Origin of the sequence: Rothia nasimurium (genome assembly GCF_928392795.1) — a bacterium.
GTDB lineage: Bacteria > Actinomycetota > Actinomycetes > Actinomycetales > Micrococcaceae > Rothia > Rothia nasimurium_F.
The window spans coordinates 105,429-130,944 of the sequence record NZ_CAKMTJ010000006.1 but is presented as its reverse complement, the minus strand read 5'-3'; the positions used below and the strand labels follow the sequence as shown (position 1 = coordinate 130,944).

The 25,516-nt window shown below is 61.1% G+C and carries 25 protein-coding genes; 20 read left to right on the top strand and 5 right to left on the bottom strand.

Annotated elements, in window-relative coordinates; genetic code table 11:
- Nucleotides 1–65: 65 nt before the first annotated feature.
- From L6963_RS07915 to L6963_RS07905, 3 genes are all read left to right on the top strand, one after another.
- Entirely contained in the window at nt 66–1,013 is a 948-nt protein-coding gene (locus L6963_RS07915; RefSeq protein ID WP_237207326.1) for a metal ABC transporter substrate-binding protein, read from the top strand.
- A 149-nt stretch (nt 1,014–1,162) separates the two neighbouring features.
- On the top strand, nt 1,163–1,906 hold the full coding sequence (locus tag L6963_RS07910) for a metal ABC transporter ATP-binding protein (protein ID WP_237207325.1): 744 nt from the start codon (nt 1,163–1,165) through the stop codon (nt 1,904–1,906).
- A gap of 31 nt (nt 1,907–1,937) precedes the next feature.
- The gene (locus tag L6963_RS07905) at nt 1,938–2,753 is read left to right on the top strand and encodes a metal ABC transporter permease (protein WP_237201925.1); all 816 of its coding nucleotides are present in this window, start codon (nt 1,938–1,940) and stop codon (nt 2,751–2,753) included.
- A gap of 84 nt (nt 2,754–2,837) precedes the next feature.
- Here L6963_RS07905 and L6963_RS07900 read toward each other — a convergent pair whose 3' ends face one another.
- On the bottom strand, nt 2,838–3,521 hold the full coding sequence (locus L6963_RS07900; RefSeq protein WP_237185258.1) for a metal-dependent transcriptional regulator: 684 nt from the start codon (nt 3,519–3,521) through the stop codon (nt 2,838–2,840).
- A gap of 218 nt (nt 3,522–3,739) precedes the next feature.
- On the opposite strand from L6963_RS07900, the gene L6963_RS07895 reads away from it, so the two are divergent.
- From L6963_RS07895 to L6963_RS07875, 6 genes are all read left to right on the top strand, one after another.
- Entirely contained in the window at nt 3,740–4,600 is an 861-nt protein-coding gene (locus L6963_RS07895; protein WP_237207324.1) for an HAD family hydrolase, read from the top strand.
- 253 nt (nt 4,601–4,853) lie between these two features.
- Nucleotides 4,854–5,060, top strand: a complete 207-nt coding sequence (locus tag L6963_RS11910) for a type II toxin-antitoxin system HicA family toxin (protein WP_135012196.1) — start codon at nt 4,854–4,856, stop codon at nt 5,058–5,060.
- Nucleotides 5,050–5,418 (top strand): antitoxin HicB, encoded by a 369-nt coding sequence (locus tag L6963_RS07890; RefSeq protein ID WP_237196313.1) that lies wholly within the window; start codon nt 5,050–5,052, stop codon nt 5,416–5,418. The genes L6963_RS11910 and L6963_RS07890 overlap by 11 nt, the downstream gene beginning before the upstream one ends.
- A 271-nt stretch (nt 5,419–5,689) precedes the next feature.
- Entirely contained in the window at nt 5,690–6,676 is a 987-nt protein-coding gene (locus L6963_RS07885) for a glycosyltransferase 87 family protein (RefSeq protein WP_237209109.1), read from the top strand.
- Nucleotides 6,654–7,019: a thiol-disulfide oxidoreductase DCC family protein gene (locus L6963_RS07880; protein ID WP_237207322.1), complete on the top strand. Its 366-nt coding sequence runs from the start codon at nt 6,654–6,656 to the stop codon at nt 7,017–7,019. Before L6963_RS07885 ends, L6963_RS07880 begins: the two co-directional genes overlap by 23 nt.
- Before the next feature lie 27 nt (nt 7,020–7,046).
- Nucleotides 7,047–7,967, top strand: a complete 921-nt coding sequence (locus L6963_RS07875; RefSeq protein ID WP_237207321.1) for an AEC family transporter — start codon at nt 7,047–7,049, stop codon at nt 7,965–7,967.
- Between the two features lie 19 nt (nt 7,968–7,986).
- Here L6963_RS07875 and L6963_RS07870 read toward each other — a convergent pair whose 3' ends face one another.
- Genes L6963_RS07870 through L6963_RS07860 form a run of 3 tightly spaced genes read right to left on the bottom strand, consistent with a single transcriptional unit; the run spans nt 7,987 to nt 13,162 of the window.
- Complete coding sequence (locus tag L6963_RS07870; protein ID WP_237207320.1) at nt 7,987–8,601, bottom strand: recombinase RecJ; 615 nt, start codon at nt 8,599–8,601, stop codon at nt 7,987–7,989.
- A gap of 36 nt (nt 8,602–8,637) precedes the next feature.
- The gene (locus L6963_RS07865; RefSeq protein ID WP_237207319.1) at nt 8,638–9,366 is read right to left on the bottom strand and encodes a hypothetical protein; all 729 of its coding nucleotides are present in this window, start codon (nt 9,364–9,366) and stop codon (nt 8,638–8,640) included.
- A gap of 1 nt (nt 9,367) precedes the next feature.
- Nucleotides 9,368–13,162, bottom strand: a complete 3,795-nt coding sequence (locus L6963_RS07860; protein WP_237207318.1) for an AAA domain-containing protein — start codon at nt 13,160–13,162, stop codon at nt 9,368–9,370.
- A gap of 408 nt (nt 13,163–13,570) precedes the next feature.
- On the opposite strand from L6963_RS07860, the gene L6963_RS07855 reads away from it, so the two are divergent.
- Nucleotides 13,571–14,689: a CAP domain-containing protein gene (locus L6963_RS07855; RefSeq protein ID WP_237207317.1), complete on the top strand. Its 1,119-nt coding sequence runs from the start codon at nt 13,571–13,573 to the stop codon at nt 14,687–14,689.
- 88 nt (nt 14,690–14,777) lie between these two features.
- Here L6963_RS07855 and dacB read toward each other — a convergent pair whose 3' ends face one another.
- Nucleotides 14,778–16,178, bottom strand: a complete 1,401-nt coding sequence (gene dacB / locus L6963_RS07850; RefSeq protein WP_237207316.1) for a D-alanyl-D-alanine carboxypeptidase/D-alanyl-D-alanine endopeptidase — start codon at nt 16,176–16,178, stop codon at nt 14,778–14,780.
- Between the two features lie 208 nt (nt 16,179–16,386).
- On the opposite strand from dacB, the gene L6963_RS07845 reads away from it, so the two are divergent.
- The 10 genes from L6963_RS07845 (at nt 16,387) to L6963_RS07800 (ending at nt 25,487) form a co-directional block, all read left to right on the top strand.
- On the top strand, nt 16,387–16,905 hold the full coding sequence (locus tag L6963_RS07845; RefSeq protein ID WP_237207315.1) for an inorganic diphosphatase: 519 nt from the start codon (nt 16,387–16,389) through the stop codon (nt 16,903–16,905).
- A 154-nt stretch (nt 16,906–17,059) separates the two neighbouring features.
- On the top strand, nt 17,060–18,187 hold the full coding sequence (locus L6963_RS07840) for a zinc-dependent metalloprotease (RefSeq protein ID WP_237207314.1): 1,128 nt from the start codon (nt 17,060–17,062) through the stop codon (nt 18,185–18,187).
- Nucleotides 18,187–19,380, top strand: coding sequence for a tRNA lysidine(34) synthetase TilS (gene tilS / locus L6963_RS07835; RefSeq protein WP_237207313.1), 1,194 nt, complete (start codon nt 18,187–18,189; stop codon nt 19,378–19,380). The genes L6963_RS07840 and tilS overlap by 1 nt, the downstream gene beginning before the upstream one ends.
- Nucleotides 19,381–19,464: 84 nt before the next feature.
- Nucleotides 19,465–20,016, top strand: a complete 552-nt coding sequence (hpt, locus tag L6963_RS07830) for a hypoxanthine phosphoribosyltransferase (protein ID WP_185173992.1) — start codon at nt 19,465–19,467, stop codon at nt 20,014–20,016.
- 213 nt (nt 20,017–20,229) lie between these two features.
- Nucleotides 20,230–22,323 (top strand): ATP-dependent zinc metalloprotease FtsH, encoded by a 2,094-nt coding sequence (gene ftsH, locus L6963_RS07825; protein ID WP_272878932.1) that lies wholly within the window; start codon nt 20,230–20,232, stop codon nt 22,321–22,323.
- A complete protein-coding gene (gene folE, locus L6963_RS07820) occupies nt 22,323–22,889 on the top strand; it encodes a GTP cyclohydrolase I FolE (RefSeq protein WP_237196337.1) in 567 nt (188 codons plus the stop codon). The genes ftsH and folE overlap by 1 nt, the downstream gene beginning before the upstream one ends.
- A 6-nt stretch (nt 22,890–22,895) precedes the next feature.
- Entirely contained in the window at nt 22,896–23,789 is an 894-nt protein-coding gene (folP, locus tag L6963_RS07815) for a dihydropteroate synthase (RefSeq protein ID WP_237207312.1), read from the top strand.
- A 267-nt stretch (nt 23,790–24,056) separates the two neighbouring features.
- Nucleotides 24,057–24,467, top strand: a complete 411-nt coding sequence (gene folB, locus L6963_RS07810) for a dihydroneopterin aldolase (RefSeq protein WP_237207311.1) — start codon at nt 24,057–24,059, stop codon at nt 24,465–24,467.
- Nucleotides 24,457–24,963 carry a 2-amino-4-hydroxy-6-hydroxymethyldihydropteridine diphosphokinase gene (folK, locus tag L6963_RS07805; RefSeq protein WP_237207310.1) on the top strand — a complete coding sequence of 169 codons (507 nt, stop codon included), beginning with the start codon at nt 24,457–24,459 and terminating at the stop codon, nt 24,961–24,963. Before folB ends, folK begins: the two co-directional genes overlap by 11 nt.
- Nucleotides 24,960–25,487, top strand: coding sequence for a DUF3180 domain-containing protein (locus tag L6963_RS07800; RefSeq protein ID WP_237207309.1), 528 nt, complete (start codon nt 24,960–24,962; stop codon nt 25,485–25,487). The genes folK and L6963_RS07800 overlap by 4 nt, the downstream gene beginning before the upstream one ends.
- Nucleotides 25,488–25,516: the final 29 nt, after the last annotated feature.

Sequence of the window (25,516 nt, the reverse complement as noted above, 5' to 3'; positions counted from 1 at the left end):
GCTTCACCGACTACAACGGCGTAAGTCAGAAGAACGCGCATCTCCAACGAAGGAACAACGCACCCATGAACAAGGCAACCCGCACCTCCCACACCCGCCGCCTCAGCCACCGCATGCTCGCTGCCAGCGGGGCACTCGCCCTGGGCGTCCTCACCGCCTGCACCCCAGGCGACGGCAGCGACACTACAGCGCAAAACGATACCCCCACCGTCATCGCCACCTTCACCGTGCTGGCAGATATGGCGCAGAACGTGGGCGGCGAACACATCACCGTAGAATCCCTCACCAAACCCGGCGCCGAAATACACGACTACGACCCCACCCCGTCCGACGTGAAAAAGGGGGCGGACGCAGACCTCATCCTCGCTAACGGACTAGGCCTGGAAGCATGGTTTGAACAGTTCTTACAGGACACCGACGCCCAGAGCGTGACCGTATCCGAGGGCGTACAGACCATCAACATCGCTGAAGCAGAATCCGCCGGTAAGCCCAACCCGCATGCCTGGATGAGTCCGCTAGCAGCGCAGACTTACGTCGATAACATCGCAGACGCCTTCGCGGAGCTAGACCCCGACAACGCGGACGCCTTCCGAGCCAACGCCGAGACCTACAAGAAGCAGCTACAAGCCGTCCACGACGAGCTAGTGGCAGATCTTTCCACCGTACCCGAAGGCAAACGGGCCCTGGTGACCTGCGAAGGAGCCTTCTCCTACCTAGCAGCAGACGCCGGGCTCACCGAAAAGTACCTGTGGGCGGTGAACTCAGACGGCGAGCCGAGCGCCTCCCGGGTAGCTGAGGTGGCTGTTTTTGTAGAGGAGAACAAGGTTCCCGCCGTGTTCTGCGAGTCCACAGTGTCGTCGAAAACCATGGAACAGGTAGCTCAAGAATCAGGCTCAACCTATGCAGGTGCGCTCTACGTCGATTCGCTCTCTGAAGAAGGCGGAGACGTGCCCACCTACCTGGATCTGATTCGCTATGATGCAGAAACCATTGCAGATGCGCTCAGCAAGTAGCCCCGGCACATAACAAAACCTGGTAGATTCCCGCCCACTGACCTGCGGCTGCCGGGGCAGGACGCGGCCCCACCCAGGAGACCCGCAACCTGCCTTCCGGTGCCGCGTCCATAACTTCAAAAGAAACTGAGCAACGTTAGAGTACAAGAATGAGCCTTTTAGATATCCGAGATGTAACGGTTACCTACGGCGACGTGCATGCTCTTCGGGGGGCGCACCTGGCAGTAGACGCCGGGAGCGTGTGTGGCTTGGTAGGCATGAATGGGTCGGGTAAGTCCACACTTTTTAAGGCGATCATGGGCGTTGCTCCCGCCAGCGGGTCGGTCATGATTGACGGCATGACCCCGAAAGCAGCGCGGAAAGCTGGCGTGGTGAGCTATGTGCCCCAACGGGAGGAGATCGATTTCTCGTTCCCCGTATCTGTCCGTGACGTGGTAGCACAAGGACGGTACGGGCGGCTGGGCTTCGCCCGACGGCTCCGGGCCGAAGACCACGCCGCTGTGGATAAAGCCCTGGAAAGGGTAGAACTCACCGACCTGGCCCACCGGCAAATTGGCAACCTCTCAGGTGGCCAGCGCAAACGAGCTTTTGTGGCACGCGGACTGGCACAAGGAGCTAAACTCCTGCTACTCGATGAGCCCTTCGCAGGGGTCGATAAACGGAGCGAAACCATGCTGGTAACCCTCTTGCGGGAACTACGGGACGCCGGGGCAGGGATCCTGATCTCAACCCACGACCTAGCCAACCTAGCAGACCTAGCAGACACCGCCGTCCTGCTCCGCAACCAAGTGCTGATGGCAGGGGACCCCGCCACTGTACTCGCCCCCGATAACCTGGTGCGTGCCTTCGGCATGAACCCACTGACCCCAACCCAGGAGGGCAACCGTGCTTGACGTACTCCTAGAACCGCTGACCTATGGCTTTATGCAACGCGGATTCCTGGTGACAGTGATTGCCGCCCTCGTCTGCGCCCTGCTGTCCTGCTGGCTGGTGCTCATGGGTTGGTCGCTCATGGGCGACGCTATCTCTCACGCCGTCCTGCCGGGGGTGGTGCTCGCCTACATGGTGGGTGCGCCCTTCGCCGTGGGGGCGGTGATCGCCGGTTTGCTTGCAGTTGCCCTCATCGGGGCGGTGCGTGGCAGCGGGCGCATCAGGGAGGACGCCGCCATCGGCATCGTTTTTACGGTGATGTTCGCGCTGGGGCTGGTACTGATTTCCGTGACGCCCTCCCAGACGGACCTGCACAACATACTCTTTGGCAACGTGCTAGGGGTGTCCTGGGCTGAAGTCGCCCAAATTGCGGTGTTGGCGGTACTGGTAGTCACCGTACTCATGATCAAACGCCGCGACCTGGTGCTCTACGCCTTCGATCCCGGCTACACCCATGCCATTGGTCTGAGCCCGCGGCTGCTGGCAGGGATCCTGCTGGTGGCGCTCGCCCTGACCTCGGTACTCGCCTTGCAGATTGTGGGCGTGGTGCTGGTTGTCGCCATGCTGGTAATTCCCGGCTCTACAGCGCGTTTGCTCACCGACAGATTCAGCACCATGCTGGCGATCTCTGCCGGTGTGTCCCTGGCCGGTGCCCTGGTGGGGCTCTACGCCAGCTACCATCTAGACGTCTCCGCCGGTGGTGCGGTAGTAATCGCCTTAGGCACCTTCTTCGGCGCAGCCTACCTATGTGCCCCGCGCCATGGCCTGCTGGCTCGACGCCAGGCAACCGCTCAGGCGTCCAAGGGCTAGGCGTCCAGGGACGAGGGAAGCGCTCACCGGCACCTCCTCACAGGACGGGCAGGCCACGACGAGACCGCCCTGCACTCCTGCCTTCTACAGGTAAGAGACATACACGGCGGCAGCTGCACCCGCATCGAGGGAGAGCTCAGAATCATTAGGCAGAGCCAGATTCACGGCGGAACCCTGCCCCGCCTCTGCACTGTTAACAGCGGTAACTTCCAAGCGCGTACCTGGGGCAATGCCATGCCCCGCAAAGAACCGCAAAAGCTGGGGGTCGTCGTCCGAAATACGCTCTACCAGCACCCTGTCCTTCGGCGAACAATCAAGAAGGGTATGCGGGGCAATGGACTCTACCTCACCCGTGGGGGAGGGGATCGGGTCGCCGTGCGGATCGCGGGTTGGGTGCCCCAACAGGGCGTCAATCCGTTCAATCATTAAATCCGAGACGGCGTGTTCCAACACCTCCGCCTCATCGTGTACCTGATCCCAGGTGTAGCCCAGCGTCTTCACCAGAAAAGTCTCAACTAGGCGGTGGCGGCGCACCATCGACACCGCATATTCCCGTCCCTGCTCTGTCAGCTCAATTGTCCCGTATCGCTGGTGCTCCACCAGCCCGGCGGCAGCAAGCCGCTTCACCGCGTCCGATACCGACGACGGACGCAACCCTGCCCTCGCCGCAATGACAGAGGTAGATGCAGGTTCGGTACCGTGCTCGGTAATGCCCCAAATAATTTTGAGGTAGTTCTGGGTACTGTTAGACAGCTTGGCAAGAGACATACATACAAGTTTAACCTCCACTTCTGTACTGGCCCGACCCGGTAGATTCGCGAACTGCGGGGTTTCTTTCGAACTGCGGATATTCTTACCGCATCTCGAAAGAAACCATGCAGTTCACCCTACGGACGCCCCCGCTGGGCGACCCTTCACCCCCTGCTCACCTTGCCTTAACCCGGCTTTTGTATAGTCTGGTCTACACGAGAAGAAAAGAGACACCGATGATTTCAGAGATCAAAGACATGCAGACCCTGCCGCTACGCCGCTCCACCTGGCAGAAAGAAGAAGGCGCCAAGTACCTGGTCGCTATCGATGTTGATGGCACCCTGGTCAACCACGACGGCGCCATGAGCGAGGCTGTCAAAAAGGCCGCCCAGGACGTTGTGGACGCCGGCCACCATGTGGTGATTTCCACCGGACGCTCCCTGGGTGCCACCCTGCCCATCGTCGAGATGATTGGGCTGACCCGCGGTTACGCTGTGAGCTCCAACGGCGCGGTTACTCTCAGTATCGACCCTTCCCTTGAGGCTGGCTACCGCATTATCGACAAGGTCAGCTTCGACCCCTCCAACGCTATTAAGCTACTCAAAGCTAAGCTGCCACATGCCTCCCTAGCCCTTGAAGCACCCGACGGCACCGTCTACGCCACCGACAACTTTGAGGACTGGTCCTTTGGGGTTAACACCGTCAAGACCACCCGCACCGAGATGGCTGCTATGAACTCGGCCGTGCGCGTGGTGGTTTGCTCACCCACCGACACCCCCGATGACTTCAAGCGCGCTATCTACGACTCGGGTCTGCACGGGGTCAACTACGCAGTGGGCTGGAGTGCCTGGCTCGATGTAGCTGCCCACGGGGTTTCTAAAGCAACCGCCCTGGAGCAGATCCGCCGCAAACTGCGCGTGGACCCCCGCCACACCATCGCCATCGGTGACGGGCTGAATGACAAGGAAATGATCCACTGGGCCGCCCGCGGCGTGGCTATGGGCCAGGCCCTGCCTGAGGTGGCGGAGCTGGCTACGGACGTCACCGGCTCGGTCTACGAGGACGGCACGGTGCCGATCCTGCGGGACCTGCTCTAAAACCATGAGGCTTATTCATAAGGGGTTCCGCAGGCTCACGCTCGCTGCCGACCCTCTCGCATGGTTCGCTTCGCTCACAATGCGATTCACGCCCCGCCTAACGGCGGATTCCGTTCGCTCTTGCGTGCTGGCGCACCCGCTCACTTCATCCGAGCCAGCAGCTTCGCTGTGAGCCTGCTCCACCTACCCTAATGAATAAGCCCCCATATATCCCCTCTATACCTATTGGGTGTAGGGGGGATATACTGTATTTATGGTTAAGCCCATGAAATACAGGGATCTTGTGGCTTTGCTGGTAGCTGCGGGGTTTACTCGAAGTGAAGGAAAAGGGGACCATGAGAAATGGTCTTACCCCGGCATTTCACGGCCAGTTATCATCACGCAGACTCGCGAGATTTCGCCCGCCGTTACACGAAACGCTTTAAAAGCTATTAAGGAGAAAGAGCAGAATGAAAACTGATCTTAACGTTCTGGCGCGTCCCTGGGCGGGTGGATGGGAACTCATTATCGATGAAGACAATGCTACCCAGGTGCGTAGTCTTACCTCTGCCCGCCAGCAAGTAATTGACTATATGGGCACCCTCTACCCCGACATCGACTTTTCTACTATTCGAGTTCACCTAATTTATGAAAAAGTATCTGAGGAACTTGAGTCAGCTCGCCGAGACCTAAAACTCGCCCAGCAAAAAGAAGAAGAAGCTGCAGCAAAGATTCGAGAAGTTGTGCGGCAACTCAGACAAGATGGGCTTTCGCTAGGCGAGACAGCAGCGATTCTTGAAGTTTCAAAAGCACGCGTCCAGCAGCTCCAGGTCGCCTAGACGTGAGAGTCACCCTCGTTGATAACCAGCATCAGGGCTCTCAGGGGGGGCGAACCGCTCCATCCTTAAGAACTATTGTGCAGGGGCGGTTGTTCTCTGCCTTTTAGCTCTGGCTACCGCCTGGGCGCGCTGCTTACTCCTGGATTCAACCCTCATTTTTAATCCAGCTGACTACGGAGTCTACCGTGGAACCGGGGTAGCAGTGCTTGCCGGGGCTGACTTTTATAGTCAGAACATTACCGGGGTGTACGTACCCCAGGGGCTCCCCTTCGTGTACACGCCCTTTACCGCTCTGTTGCTGGTCCCTTTAGCCTGGCTGCCGGAACCGCTAGGGATTGGGGGCTGGACCTTCCTCAACTGCCTGGCGCTGGGCATCCTGCTCCTGCTCAGTCTCATCTACGTGCGCCCGCACCTCACCGGCGTCCGCCTGGCCGCGGCGCTCTCCGCCACCTACCTGCTTGCCCTACCCCTGAACGTCGTAGCTCAGCATCTTATCTTTGGGCAGATTAATCTGCTTCTTGTTTCTCTCTGCCTCATCGATATGGTTCGCCCGCAGGCCCGCTATCTGCCTCGCGGAGTGCTGATCGGGCTGGCAGCAGGGATCAAACTGACTCCGGCTCTTTTTATTCTTTTCTTCTGGGTAAGCGGACGCCTGCGACCGGCTTTGACGGCAACGGCGACATCCTTAGCCACCGTAGTCCTGGGATTCCTACTCCTGCCTGAACCCAGTTCGACCTATTTTGGGCCCAAACTTTCTGGCCTGGAAAATGTTGTCGATTTAGGAAGCAACTTCGCTACTTCGGGTAACAGTTCTCTGCAGGGTGTGGCTGAACGCTGGGTAGGTACCCATTCTCTGCTCCTGTTAGCACCCTTACTGCTAGTTGTTGTAGCGGTAGCGTTTTCCCAGGCCCACCGAGAGTTAGCGTGTGGTGATGGTTTTGCTGCCGCCGCAGTACTCGGCTGTGCTACTTGCCTGCTTTCCCCGGTGTCCTGGTTGCACCATTGGGTCTGGGTTATACCCACTCTTGCAGTGTTGGTTACTCGTGGGCGAGCTGCACGCGCTCTGGCCATTATCTGGATATTAGCCTGCCTGGCTCAACTCACAGACCTGGGTGACCTAGCAGCTCACGCCGGCTGGCCCGTCATACCCGTTGAAATAATGCGCTCATCTCTGGTGCTGCTCGCCCTGCTTGCTATGGTGGTCTTACATCTGACCCGGAAGAGAAAGGGCCACCGTGACCACCTCCGTACCAGCTAAAGGCCTGTTGCTCTACGACCCCGACTGCGGCATCTGCCAGAAAGCCGCAGGGGTACTCACTCACCTCGGGTTAGAAGCCCAGGTGCGCCCCGGCCACTACGACCGCCTAGAAGAGCACGGCGTCGATTTTGAGCGCTTCATGCGCCAGATCCCCTTCATCACCCCCACCGGGCAGGTGGCCTACGGGGCGCTCGCCATTGCCCTAGCCCTAGCCACCAGCCGGTACGCACTCGTGCGGGTGGCGGCGTCCGCCCTGAAGAACCCCCTGCTGCGCCCCCTGGGTGAGCGTATCTACCTGCGTATTTCCACCAACCGCTCCACCGCCTGCCAACTCAAGCCCTAACGGCTCGACGGCAGAAAGAAGCCCAGCATGCTCGCAGTCCTTGAAGGCTTTACCATCATCGCGGTCGTGGTGGGCGTAGGCTACCTGGTCGCCCGCCTCGACATTCTGCCGCCCAACTCCGGGCTCTCCCTCAACCGTTTTGCCTTCATCGTAGCCCTGCCCCCGCTCATGTTCGTGACCATGGCCGGGGCTGACCTGCACGTTATCTTCTCCGGCCGCCTTCCCGTGGCTATCTTGAGCTTCGCTACGGTCGCCCTGCTTTTTGCCGTTATCGCCAGGTTCCTGCTCAAAAGGGACGCCGGTACCGTCACCGTGGGCGCCGCAGCCAGCGGCTATATCAACGCCAACAACATGGGCCTGCCCGTAGCAACCTACATCGTGGGCGACGCTGCCCAGGTAGCCCCTATCCTGCTCTTCCAGCTCCTGATTGCCGCCCCCATCGTGCTTTCCATTCTGGACGCCATCTCGCACGGGGCGGTCTCCATGAAGACCGTTGCCACCCAACCCATCAAAAACCCGCTGATTATCGGCTCAGCCCTGGGGCTGCTGGTTAACGTGCTCAACCTGCAGGTTCCTGATGTGGTGATGGAGCCCTTCCGCATCTTGGGTGGTGCGGGCGTACCGCTGATCCTGGCGGCCTTCGGCATGTCGCTGCGGGGCTCCAGGGTGCTCGATACTACCGGCCAGCGCCTCGAAACCGTGCTTGCCGCTAGCTTTAAGAACCTTCTGATGCCGCTGGTTGCCTACCTGCTAGCCCGCTACGTTTTCCACCTCAGTGAGAGCGATATCTTCGCGGCCACCATTCTTGCAGCTCTGCCCAGCGCCCAGAATATGTATAACTACGCGGTGCGGTACAACGTAGCAACCACGCTCTCCCGCGATATCGTGCTGCTCAGCACCCTGGGTGCTATGCCCGTGATTCTGGTAATTTCACTCCTCTTGCACTGACAGTTTGCCGGTGCCCGGCCTACTGCTCCTGCCCCTCCAAGCCCTCAAGCAGCTCGGCGATGAGCTCGCGAGAAGCCAGCTCCTCATGCCAGTAGGACCGCACCAGGGTCTTACTCACCGCCTGGGAGGTAATTCCCAGAGCCTGGGCTACCGCCTTTTGCTGCCCGCGCACACCGGGCACTAGCAGGTCAAGCACCCGCCACTCGGCTTCGGTACGGGCGGACGCCACCCGGTAGAGCAGGCGCAATAGGCCGGTTACCTGGTCGGCCCGGATGCCCTGCCCTTCAGCGTGCACACAGATACCGCGCGGCGGGGCCCCGGTCTGGGCTTGCTCCACCGCCGAGCGTGACAGGCTCAAAGCAGCACCGGAACACTCCGGGGTAGAAACCGCCCCCAGGGCCGCCGCGAAGCGCGGCCGCACCAGTTCACCGGCTCCGATACCCACCCAGAAACCACCAAAACGGGCCCCGAGCAGGGCGGCGGCGAGGGCGTCCTCGGCCTGATCGAAAGCCCCCTGCAGCTCATCGGGGTAGGTGCGGGTAAAAGCAACAGTGGGAGCCAGCTGCTCCAGACGGTTCTCCAGGTCTGTGAGATCCGCCCGAGCAGAGCGGGTGATGAAGGTCAGTACAAACATGTCTTTCAGTATGCCCTAGAGCGACCTGGCAGGAAACTAGCCCTCACCCCAGAGCAGGGTTTCGGCGTCCACCCCGGCTAAGAAGAGCTGCTCCTGGAGCGGCTGGGCGCACTCAATCGGAAGCCGGATGCTGCTGCAGGTCAGGTCGTAGCCCAGGTAGGCGGTGGCAGATTCGAAGCCGGATAAATCGCGCCCCAACTCCCGGCACAGGTGCACCACCTGTTTCAGGTCGGGCCCTGACCCAAAGACCCAGAAATAGTCGGGACTGGTGAGCTGAAACAGCCCCAGGGGAGCACCGGCTCCCGCCTGGTCCCGTACCCGCACCCAGCCGCCTGCCGGGTCGAGGTCGCCGGGGCCGTCCTGCGGAGCTAGAGGGTCGAGCGTCCAGGCGCGGGTGCGCTCCAACCAGTCGGGTAGCTGGGGCATGTAGAGGGTCTCGCCCTCACCGCCCCAGGGGGTGGAACCGAAACTGCGGGCATACATGGCCGACCAGAACTCACTGCTACTGCAAGAAACCCCCACGCTGTTGAGCTGGGCGGGGTCGCTGGGCGCCGCAAACTGGCCGTGCTCGGCGTCCTCGGGGCTGGACGCTGCCAAATCAGCCAGGTAGGCCTGATCCCAGTAGGTGGGCCTGGTAGCATACCCCTGCTCGCGCAGGCGCTCGTCGATACGCTGCAGGTAGCGGGGCTCGCCCAGGGCCACGGTCTGCCCGTCAAAGTGAAAGAGATAGGGGGAACGCTTACGGTGGGTGGGGGAGAGGGGCATGCTAACTCCTAACGGTGGGGGTATCGGGGCGGACGCCCGCCTCCCCCTCATCGGGGAAGGGCAGGGCTGCCCGCTCAAGGCGGATAAAGGCACCCAGCAGGGCTAGCGCCTCGGGGCTGGTGGGCAGAAAGTCGGTAAACCGGGTTGAACACACCACTACCGCCGCCCACATGCCGCGGGACAGGGCAACATTCAACCGGTTGGGCGAGAGCAGAAAATCGGTTCCGCGGGGGCTATCACCGGCACTCGAAGCAGCCATCGACACCAGCACCACCGGAGCCTCCTGCCCCTGGAACTTATCAACCGTACCGACGCGCACACCCCCGCCGTCGGCGTCCGCTAGCCCCGCCTCCAGCAGGGCCGCCCGGATCGTATCAACCTGGGCGTTATAGGCTGCCACCACAATAATGTCTGAGGGGGCCAGGGGCGCTGCCTGCTCGGGGGCAGCCAGGTGGGGAGTCCACAGGTGCCCCAGGAAGCCGCGGGCCAAAGCCACAATCTCATCAGCCTCTTCGACTGAAGCTGTTGAGTTACCCCGGTGTTCTATCGTGCGTAGGTAGACCCCGGGCTCCCACCCCTCCAGATGCCTCTCGGTGCCCGAAGGAGCGGACGCCAGCCGCCCCTCATACGACAGGGCCGAGACCGGGGCGCACAGGGCAGGGTGCATACGCCAGGTGACATCGAGAAAATAGCCAAACTCTTCAGGCAGCACCGTACGGCCCGCTGAAAGCCAGCCCAGTGCAGACTCGTCCACCGGGTAGGGGTGGGTGCCCTGCGTGACCTGGGGTAGCTGGGCAGGGTCGCCCAGGAGCAGCAGATTCTTGGCCGAACGGGCCACCGCCAGCGTATTGGCTAAGGAATACTGCCCCGCCTCATCAATCACCAGCAGATCAAGGCCCTCAAACCGGAACTTGCGGTCAGAGGCGAAATCCCACGCCGTACCGCCGAAGATTCGTCCACCGGGCTCGTCCATAAACCGGGCGACCTCGGGGTTACGCACCTCGCGCCAGGGAAAATTCGGGGTCTGGCTCTTGCCCGCCCCCTTAGCAATCTGGTCGGGGGCAACCCCGCCATTACTGATACAACCCAGCAGCATGTTCTCAACCACCGCATGCGACTGAGCCACAATGCCCACCTTCCAGCCGGCAGCTACCAGACGGCCAATGACGTGCGAGCCCACAAAGGTCTTGCCCGACCCCGGAGGGCCCTGCACCGCTACGTACGACCGATCAAGCTGGCTCACCGCCTGATAAATAGCCTGCACCGTCGCAAGAGAACCGTGCGTCTCTACAAAATCCTGCGGACGCGGCAAAACACCGCCCCCGACCAGCCGCGGCGGAACACGACGAATCACATCGGTACCCGCCGACGCCGGTAACTCAGGTAGCACCCGGGCGGTACGCGCCGCCAACTCAAGTAGAGCCTGCTCCTGGGCCTGCGTCGGAATAGGCTGCCCGGGAGTGAGCGCCATCGGCAGATGTGAGTAGGTTTCAGGTGGCTCACCGTCTGAGGTCTTCAAACTCTCCCGCACCGTAATCCGCACCAGATTGGGCTGACCCGCCTCATGCTCCGGAATCTCCTCCAGCTCCACAATCTCGGTATTAAAGGCACCGGCCCGCTCGGCCTCCACCGGCAGTACTCCTTCATGCAGAGCCGCATAGGTTAAAGCCTGCTGCCGAGCCTCCCGCTCCAAAAAAGGCGGAAAAGGGCGCGTATACATGGCAAAGAGATTGCTATCGCCCACCTTCACCGACGAGCCCGGAGCGACCCTCGCCACCCCGCTCAGCAAACGCACCGTGGATCGTGCCCGCTCCGGACGATGCCAATCGGCAACCACCTGCAATCGCCCCAGCAAAACCACATCACGGGCGTCCTCCCAATCCTCACGGGGAGCCGTCAGGCGATTGAAATGATCCCACCAGAACTGACGGCGCTCGCGACGATGGTAGCCCGTAGCCGTAGCCACCATAGCAACAGCCTGCTTCTGCGGCTCCAACTCGCCACCGGCGTCCAGAGCCTCAACAAACCGGCGTAGAACCCGCTCCGTATCCGTCTCGTCTTCAGCCCTACCCGCCTGCACCAGCAGCTCGTTCAGATCAGCCAGGGGAGCGGGCTGCACCAGCTCATCATCGACCGATCGGCCAGCCAACCCCAACAACCAGGCACGCAACTGAGAGAGGGACAGGCCCGTGCGATACAGACTACGAGCAAGTGCAGAGCGCATAGCTTCGGCCTGCTCAGCACTCCCTTCCTTCTCTGCCTCGGCTACATCAGCAAAGGCCGTCACCGGAATATCAAGGTCAGGCTCAAGCCCCTGAGCGTAGAGAGGCTCAATAGCGGTCAGTGCCCGGGTGCCCTCGCTCAAACGCATCGACCGGCGCAGCACCTCAGAAAGGTCAATGAAAACACCCTCCCGCTGCATATCGGTGAGATAAGCTTCGCCAATCCCGTGCATCGACGCTAACTGCTGAAGAGCAGCTATAACAGACGCCCCAAAGTAGTAGACCCGCAAACCGGGGTTCAGCTGGCGCTGATGGTGCAGCATACCGAGAAAATCGGCTAACAGCCGCCCTTCCGCCGCCCGGTCAGACGCCCAAAACTGGCTAAATAGGGGCTCCTCGTCGGGCTGCTCAGCCAGGTGCACAGCACCTACGAGATAGGTTAAACCCCAGGCAAGAGAAGGGTGAGCTGCCTTCCCATCGTGCCAGAGCGGGTCAGATCGCAGGCTAATAAAAAGGTCGCCCGCGCTCGCCCGCGGAAGCATACGTAAAGAGTGCCGGGGCAGGAGCTTGTAAGAGACAGTATGTTCCTGCCCCTCTTTCTCAACCACCACTGCCCCGTCAGGCTCCGACACACCGGTCTGTAGGGCTGCCTGCTCCGCATAGCGGCGCACCAGCCCAGGGAGCTGGGGCTGGCCCGCTAAGGAAGCTAGCTCGTCGATGCTTTGCACACCACAGCGCTCGTAAATAGCTTGCCGCGACCTCGATGTCATGCCGGCAGTCAGGAGCATGTCGCGATGCTCTCGCACCATCACCTGGCAGGTATCACAACTCCCGCACCTGGTAACCTCTGGGCTACCGGCTTCTACAAACCAGCTCACCGGGGCAGCCCCCGGCTCCCGATGGGCGGTGAGGAGCTCTACGAGGCGTTGGCGCTTCTGCTCGAAGACCGGTGCGAGGGTAGCAAGCTCGTGCAGGGACTCAATATCGTTACCCAAAATGAGCGAGACGTAAGGGTCACAGGGGATGCTCTCGCGGTGGAGCTGGTCGGCGTAGGCAGCGACCTGAAGGAGAGCAGGGACGCGGGCTGTACGTGCCAGCTTAGTATCAACTACTCGATAGCTCCCGTTGGGCTGTTTGACGAGGAAGTCGGCACGCCCGTGAAAGGACCCGTCGAAGAAGCTGGCCTGGAAGACAACATCTGCGCCTGCACGCAGAGCTTCCAGGGTCTCTACCCGCTTCTCTTCAAGGGCCTGCCGGGTGTAAGCCTGAGGCGGATTCACCTCATATACCCCCTGCCCCGTTGCAGGGCTCCAGCTGCCGTAGGTGTCTCTAAAGTTTTGTAGGATACGTTGCTCATGCGCTTCTCCCAGGGCCGCAGCTCTGCGAAGCTGAGGGTCTTCAATGCGCTCTAAGCGGGGCACCCTGCCTAACGCCTGGTCAAGAGCATAGAGGGCGGCAAATTGGCACTGGGCTGAGAGCACCAGGTCAGAGGCTGAGTAGACCAGCGATTTACCAAGGGGTTCAAGGCCAGACGCTAGCGGCGACGGTGCGGAATCTGCATCGATGAAGAACATGGGGCTCCTAGAGGTTACTGTCTTCAAGGCTAGCAAGGGAGACTGACATTTTAGGGAGCTCAGGGGACGCTCACCCCACGCATAATTGGTCCGTACCATTTGAGGTATTTAGAACATAAATTCTATAAGTTACTATCAGGTATAGAACAAAAACTTTGAAGATGTAATCTGAATCATATATACAAATTTTGCTCATATCAGACCCCTCTCTTTTTGCGCGGAGCTTGCTTGCTGCGATTGGCTTGCGGGTATGTAATGAATGGGAGATTCTGCAACTCTCGGTCGATCATCAGACCTGAATTAAATCCCAAAAAAACATCACAAAATGATCAAAAATAGGTCACGGTTCTATAAAGTTGTTTTCGGCAATCCCCCTTGCTCATTACCACTAGAACCTCAGGAGTACGATTGAAGAGCCTTCTCGAAACCACACGAGCTGTTCGGCCCACTCGCCGTCAGGCTGCCGTCCTGACCCTAACCGGTCTGGCTACTGCATCAGCTATGACTGCTGCGACTGCCGCTGCATCAGATATTCGCACAGTCTCAGCAGCCCAGCGTGCAGCCGATCGGCAGACTCTACTTAACCTCATTAATGCCTACCGCATCCAGAACGGTCTGGCACCTGTAAAGCACTCGGCAACCATCGCTTCCATCATGGATGCCGAGGCAGCCCGCCAGTTCAGGGCCGGATCCTACTCTCATGGTACCGAGTTTTACGGTAACCCCAAGGTGCAGGGCTACAGCTTTGTCAGCGAAGTCATTGCTCTGTCATACAACGATGATCTTAACCAGCTGATGAACTTCTGGAAGAGCTCGCGCCCGCACCGCGAGGCCGTTCTGGCTCCCCAGGCAAATGTTATGGCTATCGGTCTCTGCTACGGCCACGGCACCTCCCTGCCCTGGCGCGTGCTGGGTAATGTCGGTATCTACCGCTTCGAAGCGGGCAAGGGGCCGAACGACTATGTCTCTACCATCACAGGCGTCAATACCCTATCTAACGGGTCGTCTCAGGTGGGCACCTATGCTGTGGGTGACAAGCTTGCGAGCCACTACCGATCCAGGGGCGGCGCCGACTTCTTTGGTCTTCCTACCGGCGCGGCTTTCTCATCAATCAACGGTGGCATCATTCAGAACTTCGCCAAGGGCCGTACAATCTACTGGTCTCCCACCACTGGAGCTCAAGATGTTTACTGGCCTGGTGCTATCGGTGGCCGTTATGCGGGCAGTGACTTTGAGCGTAACTGGGGCTACCCCATGAACTCTGAGTATGAATTCTGGGGCAGCATACGCCAGGACTTTGTGAAGGGCGGCGTCATTACCTCGGTCTACTGGACCCCTTCAACCGGTGCCCGAGCCATTATCGAGACCGGCGCTATTTCAGCTCGCTGGTACGCCCTTGGCGGTCCTGCTGTACTGGGCTTCCCTGTCACCGACGAGGTTCGTTGGATTGACGGTGTTACCCGTGTGACCTTCTCAAGCGGCACCACCATTAACTGGACCCAGGCTCGCGGTACCTGGGTAAGCTAACTACTATCTTCTAGGCGCCGACACCTAGACACCGACACGAACGGCGGCTCCACACCTGTGGAGCCGCCGTCTTTATATTTATCTATATCTACCGGTTGCTGAGAGCAGCTGCAAACCGGTCGATAGTGTTTTTGGCTGCCTCGGTGTCTTCCAGATCGTTCATGATAATCGAGAAGACTACTACCCGCCCCGATTCTGTGACGGTATAGCCGGTGAGGGACAGCACGGAGTTCAGGGTTCCAGTCTTAGCCCGGACGACCCCGCGCCCACCGGTTTCGTCAGCATCGTTGAAACGGCTGGCGAGGCCCAAGGTTCCGCTGTAGCCGGCTACCGGTAGACCCTGCAGGGCGAGGCGTTCGCTGGTGTTTCCCTTGACCGCGCGCAGGGCAATGCTGGTGAGCAGTTCGTTACTGACCTTGTTGTTCATGGAAAGGCCGCTGAGGTCCATCTGGGTGTAGTTGGTGGGTAACCCTGCGGTGGAGAGAGCCTCGCGCACGGCGGTTATTGCCCCTTGGCTAGAGCCGTCGCCGCCGGTGAGGGTAGAAAGGTTGCGCCCCAGAGTCTCTGCCAGAGAATTGTCTGTTTCCTGCATCATGAGGGCCGATTGCTCTGCGGCGGTGGCTGACTGTACGGCCGCAATCTCGCGTCCGCTGCTGGGGGCTGCAACTTGCTCGCCCGCGGTGAAGGTGAGCCCGGCGTCCGTTCCTAACCTATTGAGAGCCTCTACCAGCACCTGCTGCACTTCTGCCGGGGCGTTGCTGGGGCGGCTGCCGCTTGATGCGGTTCCGTCGCTGGTGGGGGAGTAGTGGGAGTAAAAGGCGAGGGGGGTAACAGCGCTGATGAAGCCGGAGTCGATATCTTCCTGGGCCCATTCGGGGTTGAGGGAGCTGCCGGAAAAGATAGTGGTGTCCAGGTTGAGAGTAAGGGCCTTGCCGCTGATGCCCTGCTCTTTAAGGCCCTCGATGGTGCGCTCTGCTAGGGTCTCGATACCGGCGTGCCCCATCACCGCGGTGGGGTCGGAGTGCCCTGGCACCAGTAGGGTGTCGCCGCCGGCAACCAGGGTAAGGGTTGAGTCGTCGTTGAGGTCGACGGACGTGGTGAAGCGGGCTTGCGGTGCAGTGGTCAGCAGGGCGTAGTCCACGAGTAGCTTCATGTTGGACGCCGGGGTTCGGCTCGCTTGGGCCTCACGGGAGTAGATGCTCTGGCCGGTTTCTGCATCAAGAACCTGGGCCGAGAAAACTCCCTGGCCTAAACCGTCAAGGACGCTATCGAGCTCTGTGCTCAGGGCAGCTGAATCGGGGGCAGCACCGGTGCCTGCTTCTGTCACCGCAACCGGCGAGGCCGTGATATCGGGGGCTACCGAGGCTTCGCGAAGGTCTTGGGCCTCCTGCCAGGCCGGTACAGCCCAGGCTCCTGCTGCTGCGCACCCGGCTGCGAGCAGGGCAGTAACCAGCCAGGCGGTCAGGGGGCGTCGGTGAGAAGTGGCCATGAAACCTCCACAGGTTAGCTCTTGGGCGAAGGGGTCCTTCTATATAGGGTATATGCCTGACCTTGGAAGCAGAGGCATGTAATACGGGTGACACTGGCGCGCCTGCCCTGTAAAAAGGGTACAGTCTGCCGGTTCTCGGTTAGACTAATATGCCGAACCACTCGCGCGCAGCGCGGGTCAAACACACCACTCAACCAGGAGGTTCCCCTTGGAACTCGACGTCACGATTGAAATTAACCGCGGCTCACGCGTCAAGTACGAAATTGACCACGAAACCGGTCGCCTGCGTCTGGACCGCGTACTGTTCACCTCCATGCAGTACCCCACCGCCTACGGCTACTTTGAGGACACCCTGGGCGAAGACGGTGACCCGCTCGACGCCATGGTTATTCTTGATGTTGACGTTGTTCCCGGCGTGCTGGTTGAAGCCCGCCCCATCGGTGTTTTCCGTATGACCGACGAAGCTGGCGGCGACGACAAGGTTCTGTGCGTTCCCGCAGATAAGCGCTACGACCACATCCAGGAAATCGGCGATGTCGCTGACCAGCTCAAGGAAGAAATCAAGCACTTCTTCGAGCGCTACAAGGATCTGGAGCCCGGCAAGTGGGTTAAGGGCGAGGGCTGGGAAGACCGCGCTTTCGCTGAGAAGCTGGTAGCTGAGGCTCAGGAGCGTTTTGAGAAGTCGCACTACGAGTCCGCTGCTGAAGCTGAAGCAGACGAGAACTAAAGACTTGGTGGGGTAGCGAAAGCTAACTAGTGCCCCCACCGGGATAGGAGGCTGGGCCCTGCACAGGGCCCAGCCTCCGCCCCTTTAAGGGTGCGGACGCCGGTGGGCGGCTTGGGTAGGCTAGGGTGGCTAGGAGCCGGTAGAGTGGGGTGGCATGAGCTCATCTTCCTTGCCTCTGAATTTTTCTTTAGCCCATAAGATTGCCGGTGTGCTGGCTCCGGCTGGCCCGCGTGCTAAGGTCGCGGCTAAGCGGCGGGCTGTTGAAGAGATGCGCTATGCGGCAACCGCTGCTGTTGACCATGTGCACGCTATTACGCAGCTGGCTGCGGCTGAGAACCTGCACGACTCTGAGCTGTTGGTTGTTGATAGGGCTACCTGGGTGAAGGCTAACACCCAGTCGTTTGAGGTTATGCTGGGCCCCATCGCCGAAGAGGTGCTGGGCCAGCGCTTAGCTAAACTCTCTGATGCCGAGCACGCTGTGACCGAGATTGGCGGGGCGGCAGAAATTGGGGGTGTGCTGGCCTTCCTATCTACCCGCGTCCTGGGCCAGTACGACCCCTACGCGGCGCTGGCTGGCCACGGGGCACCTGGCGGCCGTCTGATGATTGTGGCTCCCAACCTGATGAAGCTGGAAGAAGAGCTGAACCTTGACCCGGCGGATTTCCGTCTGTGGGTTGCCCTGCACGAGCAGACCCACCGGGTGCAGTTTGCCGCTGCCCCCTGGCTACGCGACTACCTGCTGGATCTCATGCATCGCCTGGGCCGCGAGCTGGGGGAGACCACCGAAAACCTGCCTGAGCGCATTGCTGCTGCCGCTACCGGGGCGGTGCGGGGCATGAAGAAACAGGAAGCACCCGGGGCTAGCCCCGAGGCTACCACTAGCGGCGCCGCCCTGCTGCTCAGCGACGAGGGTAAGGAACTGCTGGACCGTATCACCGGCGTCATGAGCCTGCTGGAGGGTCACGCCAACGTGGTGATGGACGCCGTTGATTCCTCCATCGTCCCTTCCGTTAAAACCATCCGCCGCCGTTTTGAGCGCCGCAGCCAGACCCAGGGCTTCTTCCCCCGCTTTATGAGCAAGCTGCTGGGTATGGATGCCAAGATGGCCCAGTACAAGAACGGCCAAAAGTTTGTGCAGGCCGTGATCGACGAAGTGGGCATGGAGCGTTTCAACCGTATTTGGCAGGCTCCCGAGAACCTACCTACCGTAGCCGAAATTCACACCCCTTCCCGCTGGATTGAGCGGGTACTGGGCGCAGACCTAGAGGAAGAGAAGAACTAGTGCAGCAGCGTAAAACCCGTCTGAACCCCCTGGTGGGAGCTGCCCGCCGCGAGGTCGCCGGTGTGCTGGAGCAGGTATTTGGGGCGGGTACGGTGGCGCCTACCGGTTCGTCAGGACGCCCTGGCCCAGGACCGGAGACCCAGCAGGTTCCCCTGGTCTTGGCTGCCGTTTCAGGTGGCCCCGACTCCTTGGCCTTAGCGGTTCTGCTGGCCCACTTTAACCGGCGCCAGGACGTACGCGTGGGTGCGGTGGTGGTGGACCACCAGCTTCAGGACGGCTCGGCTCAGGTCGCCGAGCGCACCGCCGAAACCCTGCGTGAGCTGGGCCTTGGCCCGGTACTGGTCGAGAAAGTGACCGTTGAGAGCGGTAAAGAGGGACCCGAAATGGCCGCTCGAACCGCCCGATACGGTGCCTTCGCCCGTGCCCAGGCCGCCACCGGGGCAGACGCCGTCGCCCTGGGCCACACTCTCGATGACCAGGCCGAAACCGTACTGCTAGGCCTGGCCCGGGGCTCCGGTACCCGCTCCCTGGCGGGTATGCCCGTGGACCGCACCGAAGACCACCCCGCCGGCCCCGTGCGGGTCATCCGCCCCCTGCTCACCCTGCGCAGGGCAGACATCGAAGAGATCTGCGCTGATGCGGGTCTCACCCCCTGGCAGGACCCCACCAACACCGACCAGTCGCTCATGCGCGCCCGCGTGCGCCACAGCGTCCTGCCCTACCTCGAAGAACACCTGGGCGGCGGCGTAGCTGTATCCCTGGCCCGCACCGCGACCATCGCCGGTGCGGACGCCGACTACCTGGCGTCCGCCGCCCGCCAGGCCCTGGCCGAAGTGCTAGTGGACGCGGACGCCCTCGCCCCCGCAGGCACCGATATCGCGGGCCTGCTCGGGGTAGAGCCCAGCAGGGACATGGTTCTGCTCAACCGCGCCGCGCTTGCCGCCCTGCACCCGGCCCTACGCACCCGCGTCCTCGCCCTTGCCCTTGAAGCAGCCGGGGGTATCGCCCCGGGCTTTGAGCGATTAGCTGCCCTGGACGCTTTTGCCGCCGAATACTCCGTGGCGGGTCCCCTGCAACTGCCCGGGCACATTTCGGCCTACCGTCGCCGCCCCGGCGCCACCATCACCCGGGCAGGTCAGAGCTACAACCTCAAGAAAACCGGCCTCATCGTTTTACTCAACACCACCCCATAAACCATACTTAAAGGTGAACACGCGCTTTGCCCTACCCAACAGGGCAGAGCGCACACCCTTTGAACCAGCAGAAAGCGATCAACCGTGGACGCACTCGACGTACAGAACGACATCAAGCACGTTCTCTTCAGCAAAGAAGAAATCGACGCCAAGATTAAGGAACTTGCCGCCCAAATCGACAAGGACTACGAAGGCCGCGACGTACTGCTGGTCGGCGTACTCAAGGGCGCCATCATGGTCGTAGCCGACCTCTCCCGCGCCCTCAAGGCCCACTACACCATGGACTGGATGGCAGTTTCCTCCTACGGTTCGGGCACCAAGTCCTCCGGCGTCGTCCGCATCCTCAAGGATCTCGATACCGACCTGACCGGCCGCGACGTGCTCATTGTGGAAGACATCATCGATTCGGGCCTGACCCTTAAGTGGCTCCAGCAGAACCTGGTCTCCCGCGGCGCTAACTCGGTCGAAATCTGCACCCTGCTGCGCAAGCCTAAGAGCGTTAAGACCGATGTTGAGGTCAAGTACGTCGGCTGGGATATCGAACCTGAATTCGTCGTCGGCTACGGCCTGGACTTCGCCGAGCGCTACCGCAACCTGGACTGCATCGTCACTCTGGCCCCCCACGTCTACTCCTAAACAGCGAGCACGCGTCAGAGAGCCCTGGCAGACTCCCCTCCGCCGGTGCTTTAGCCCTGAGGTGAAAACCTTGAGGCATTAAGCGAGTACCCAGCAACTTTAGGTACATTAGATAGGTCTAGGCCCACCTGCACCCACCGCCGGGTGCTGGGGCTACCTTTGTGCGGGGCGCACACGGCGCCCCGCCCCGTTATTTTTGTGGAAGGCGCGGCTGTGCAGAATACGGATAATACCCCCGACCCCAAGAAAAAGGGGTTCTTCGGCAAGCTCATCTCAGGGCCCTGGTTCTGGGTCTTGCTGGCAGTTCTCATTGCCGTGCCCATGATCTTCGCAAACTCCCTAGCAGCCTCAACCCGCGTTGATACCAACGTGGGTATCAGCCTGCTGAATGACGAGAAAGTCGTCAGCGCCAAAATCTTCGACGGCGACCAGCGCGTAGACCTGGAACTCAAGGAAGACTACGTGAACGCCGCCGGTGAGAACCAGGGCAAGAACGTGAGCTTCTACTACGTACAGCCCCGCGCTACCGACGTTGTCGCGGCCATGGACAATGCCAACCTTGAGTCCTACACCGATCAGCCGGTGCAGACCAACTGGTTCACCTCCATGCTGTCCTTCATCCTGCCTTTCGTGATCCTGGTGGCCCTCTTCTGGTTCCTGATGTCACGCATGGGTGGTGGCAGCAACCAGATTATGAACTTCTCCAAGTCCCGCGCTAAGAAGTTCAACAAAGACAACCCCACCGTGCGCTTTGCCGACGTTGCCGGTGTTGACGAAGCCCTAGCAGAACTCGAAGAGGTCCGCGAATTCCTCGCCGAACCCGAAAAGTTCACCCGCCTGGGCGCCAAGATCCCCAAGGGCGTACTGCTCTACGGCCCTCCCGGCACCGGTAAGACCCTGCTCGCTAAGGCCGTAGCCGGTGAAGCCGGCGTCCCCTTCTACTCCATCTCCGGTTCTGACTTCGTTGAAATGTTTGTGGGTGTGGGCGCCTCCCGCGTGCGCGACCTCTTCAAGGAGGCTAAGTCCAACAAGGCCGCTATCATCTTCGTCGACGAAATTGACGCCGTAGGTCGTCAGCGTGGCGTCGGCATGGGCGGCGGCAACGACGAGCGCGAGCAGACCCTCAACCAGCTGCTGGTTGAGATGGACGGCTTCGACGGCACCTCTAACATCATCGTCATCGCGGCAACCAACCGCCCTGACGTGCTCGACCCCGCCCTGCTGCGTCCGGGCCGCTTCGACCGCCAGGTCGGCGTTGATGCCCCCGACCTCAAGGGCCGCCAGCGCATCCTCGAGGTGCACGCAACCGGCAAGCCCATTGACCGCCGCGTTGACCTGGCCTCCGTCGCCAAGCGCACCCCCGGCTTTACCGGTGCTGACCTCGCCAACGTCATGAACGAAGCAGCCCTGCTCACCGCCCGCGACGGCGGCAACGTGATTGACGAACGCGCTATCGACGAAGCTATTGACCGCGTCATGGCAGGCCCCCAGCGCTCCTCCCGCATCATGAGCGAGCACGAGCGCACCGTCACCGCCTACCACGAAGGCGGTCACGCCCTGGTTGCAGCTGCCCTGCGCAACTCAGCACCCGTCACCAAGATTACGATTCTGCCGCGTGGCCGTGCCCTTGGCTACACCATGGTCATGCCTCAGGACGACAAGTACTCCACCACCCGCCACGAACTGCTGGACCAGATGGCCTACGCCATGGGCGGCCGCGCAGCCGAAGAGCTGATTTTCCACGATCCCTCAACCGGTGCATCCAACGATATCCAGAAGGCAACCGACACTGCCCGCAAGATGGTCACCGAATACGGCATGAGCGCCAAGGTCGGCTCAGTACGTCTAGCTGCCAAGGAATCCGACCCCTTCCTGGGTGGCGGTGCTGGCGGCGGCAACAACTTCTCTGACGAGATGGCCTACCTGGTGGACCAGGAAGTCGCCGCCCTGCTGGAGCAGGCCCACGATGAGGCCTACGAGATTCTGCGCGATAACCGCGATGTACTCGATGCCCTTTCCCTGGCCCTGCTCGAGAAGGAAACCCTGCTCGAGAACGACCTGGCAGAAATCTTCGCGGGCGTGCGCAAGCGCCCCGAACGCGACCACTGGTACTCCAAGTCCAACCGCGAGCCCTCTGCTCTTCCCCCGGTTAAGGTAGCTAAGGCAGAAGCCGATGAGGCTCCTGCCGCTGAAGAGCCGATCGTTCAGCAGCCCACCGTGGACCCCATGGATCCCGGTAACCCCCACCCCGGTGCCGCAGGTCCCGCGGGTAACCCCGACGTTGATCCCCTGGGAGGGCCCCGTTAATGGCAGTTGACCAGCCCCGTATTGAGGCAGCCGTCCGTGAGATTCTGCTGGCTATCGGCGAGGACCCCGATCGTGACGGCCTACTCGATACCCCGGCCCGCGTAGCCCGTGCCTACGATGAGATGTTTGCCGGTCTGCACCAGAGCGCCGGCGATATTCTGGGTACCACTTTCGACATTGACCACTCCGAGCTGGTTCTGGTCAAGGACATTCCTTTCTACTCGACCTGCGAGCACCACCTGGTGCCCTTCTTCGGGCACGCCCACATCGGTTATATCCCTGGCGGTGATGGCAAGGTGACGGGCCTATCGAAGCTGGCTCGCCTGGTGGATGTCTACGCTAAGCGCCCCCAGGTACAGGAGCGTCTGACTACCCAGGTGATTGAGGCTCTCGAAGAGCATTTGCAGCCCACCGGTGCGATTGTGGTGATGCAGGCTGAACATATGTGCATGTCTATGCGCGGGGTGCGGAAGCCGGGAACCAAGACGGTGACGAGTGCCGTCCGCGGGGCCCTGCGCGATCCCGCTACCCGTGCCGAGGCAATGAGCCTGATCAACGCCTCCTGATTTCTCATGACTCTTCCCCACGCGCACGGATCCTACGAGAATCTACCGACCGACCGTACCCTGATTATGGGTATTCTCAACGTCACCCCCGATTCCTTCTCTGACGGGGGTCTGCACGCGGACGCCGCCACGGCAGTTGCGCACGCCAAGGCCCTGGTTGCCCAGGGGGCAGACATCATCGATGTGGGAGGGGAGTCCACCCGTTCCGGCGCTACCCGGGTGCCGCTGGCTGAGGAGCAGCGCCGCGTCCTGCCCGTTATCGAAGCTTTAGCCGCCGAGAATATCGTCATGTCGGTTGATACCCTCAACCCCGAAACCGCCCGCGCTGCCGTCGCCGCCGGGGCCCACATTATCAACGATGTTGCCGGGATGAGCCTGCGCGAAGACATGATTGAGACCGTCGCTGAGCTGGGTGTGCCCTACATTCTCATGCACTCGCGCGGTACCTCCATCACCATGGACTCTCAGGCCGTCTACACCGATGTTGCCGGTGAGGTCTTTAGCGAGCTCTTTACCCTGCGCGAGAGACTGCTGGCCGGGGGAGTGGCACCCGAACAAATTATTCTTGACCCCGGCCCCGGCTTTGCCAAGCAGGGGGAGCAAAACTGGCAGATTTTAGCGGGTCTGCAGGCCCTGACAGCTGAGGGGCACCGGGTGCTGGTGGCTGGTTCCCGCAAACGCTTTATCGCCCGGCTTTTGCAGGAGCAGGACGCCGCAGCCTCCGGTCTGCCGGCAGAGCAGGTTACTGAGCGAGCGGCAACCGAACGGGACGTCGCCAGCGCGGCTCTTTCAGTCATGGCAGCTGAAGCAGGGGCCTGGGCCGTGCGCGTGCATAATGTGCAGGCAACCGCCGACGCCCTGGCCGTGCGCGCAGCCTGGCGGCGGGCGTCCGCCCGCTAGGGGCAGCTGGGCTGTAGCCGGGTGCGACACAGAAGCGTCATAAATGAAAATGTCTTTGTGACTTTAAGCGCTTTAGAGGTCGTACTTTAGGCCCGCTTAACTACCGCTTTTCCCAGCAAATACCCGAGTGAGGCTGTCTTTAGGTATGTCTAAGGGCACACGCAGCGGTCACTGAGCAGTGCCCCCGGGGCGTGGATAATGGCTACAAAGCACCGGCGCTTCAACCCTGAACTACCACCGGTGAACCAGACTCGGTGAAAGGTGACCATGCACGATCACAGCTCATCGTCGGGCCAACGAGATTACTCCCGTACCGACCGCATTACGCTCACTGGCGTGGGTAGCGTGGGCTACCACGGCGTACTCGACTCTGAGAAGCAGACCGGGCAGCCCTTCTTCGTCGATATCACCATGTTCACGGACTTCACCCAGGCTGCCGCCACCGACAACGTCGCGCACACCGTCAACTATGCCGAAGTAGCAGAGGTAATCCGCGAAATCGTGACCGGTGAATCCCTCGACCTTATCGAAACCCTGGCCGAGCGTATCGCTGCCGCTGTGCTCGAGAAGTTCCCCCTGCTCGCGGTTGAACTAACCGTGCACAAGCCCAAGGCCCCTATCGAGGTGACCTTCGCTGATGTGTCGGTGACGATTTTTAGGGAGAAGCATGCCGGTTAAAGCGATCCTTGCCCTGGGCTCTAACCTGGGCGATAGCGAAGACACCCTCATCAAGGCGATTGGTGATATCTGCTCCCACGAGAAAATCGCGGTAACCAAGATTTCCCCTATCGCTATTACAGCTCCCGTGGGCGGCCCGGCTGGCCAGCCCGATTACGCCAACATGGTGGTCGAGATTGAGACCAGCCTGCGCCCCTTCCTGCTACTGGAATACACCCAGCAGATTGAGCAGAAGCACCACCGCACCCGCGACGTCCGCTGGGGCCCGCGCACCCTCGACATCGACATCATCGATATCGCCTCACTTGAGATGGACGACCCCGACCTCACCCTGCCCCACCCGCGGGCTGCTGAACGGGCCTTTGTTCTGGAACCCTGGGCCCGTATGGACCCCGCTGCCCTCCTTTTGGGTTCATCAGTGCGCCAGCTGGCAGATGATGCCGCGGACGCCGGTGGCATCCGCGAGTTCCACCCCGCCCCGGTGGTCTGCGCGTGAAACTGCGAAGCCGAGCCCTTGCCCTCCTAGCGGCTGTCGGGGTTGCAAGCGGTGCTGTACTGAACTTCCTGAGCGTGAGCTCTGGCGGACCGGAGCTCTCCCTGCCCGCCCTGACCGTAGTAGCGGCTCTGATTCTCGGCTCCCTGGCCCTCTACTTCGCCCGGCAGGTGCTCAAATTCAGCCGGGTTGAGACTCGTAAGAACGCCGGTTCCATGAACCCCCTCATGGCCGCCCGTGTAGCGGTCTTCGCTCAGGCCCTGGCTCTCACCGGCGCCCTGGTGACCGGCTGGCAGGTGGCTATCCTGGTCTACCAGCTGGGTCTGCTGACCTCCCGTGCTTCGGAGCAACCGCTGGTGGAAAGCTCCGTCGCTTTAGCCGGCGGACTGGTGATGCTGGTTGCCGGTATCGTCGCCGAGAACTGGTGCAAGATTCCTCCGGGGGATGAGGACGCCGGTGGTGGGGTCGGCGGGGCCCGCCCGCAGACCGGCCCCTTGGCTCGTAATAAGCCGGACGCCTCGTCATAAGGTAACCTTTGGTTTAGCTTTCTCATCTC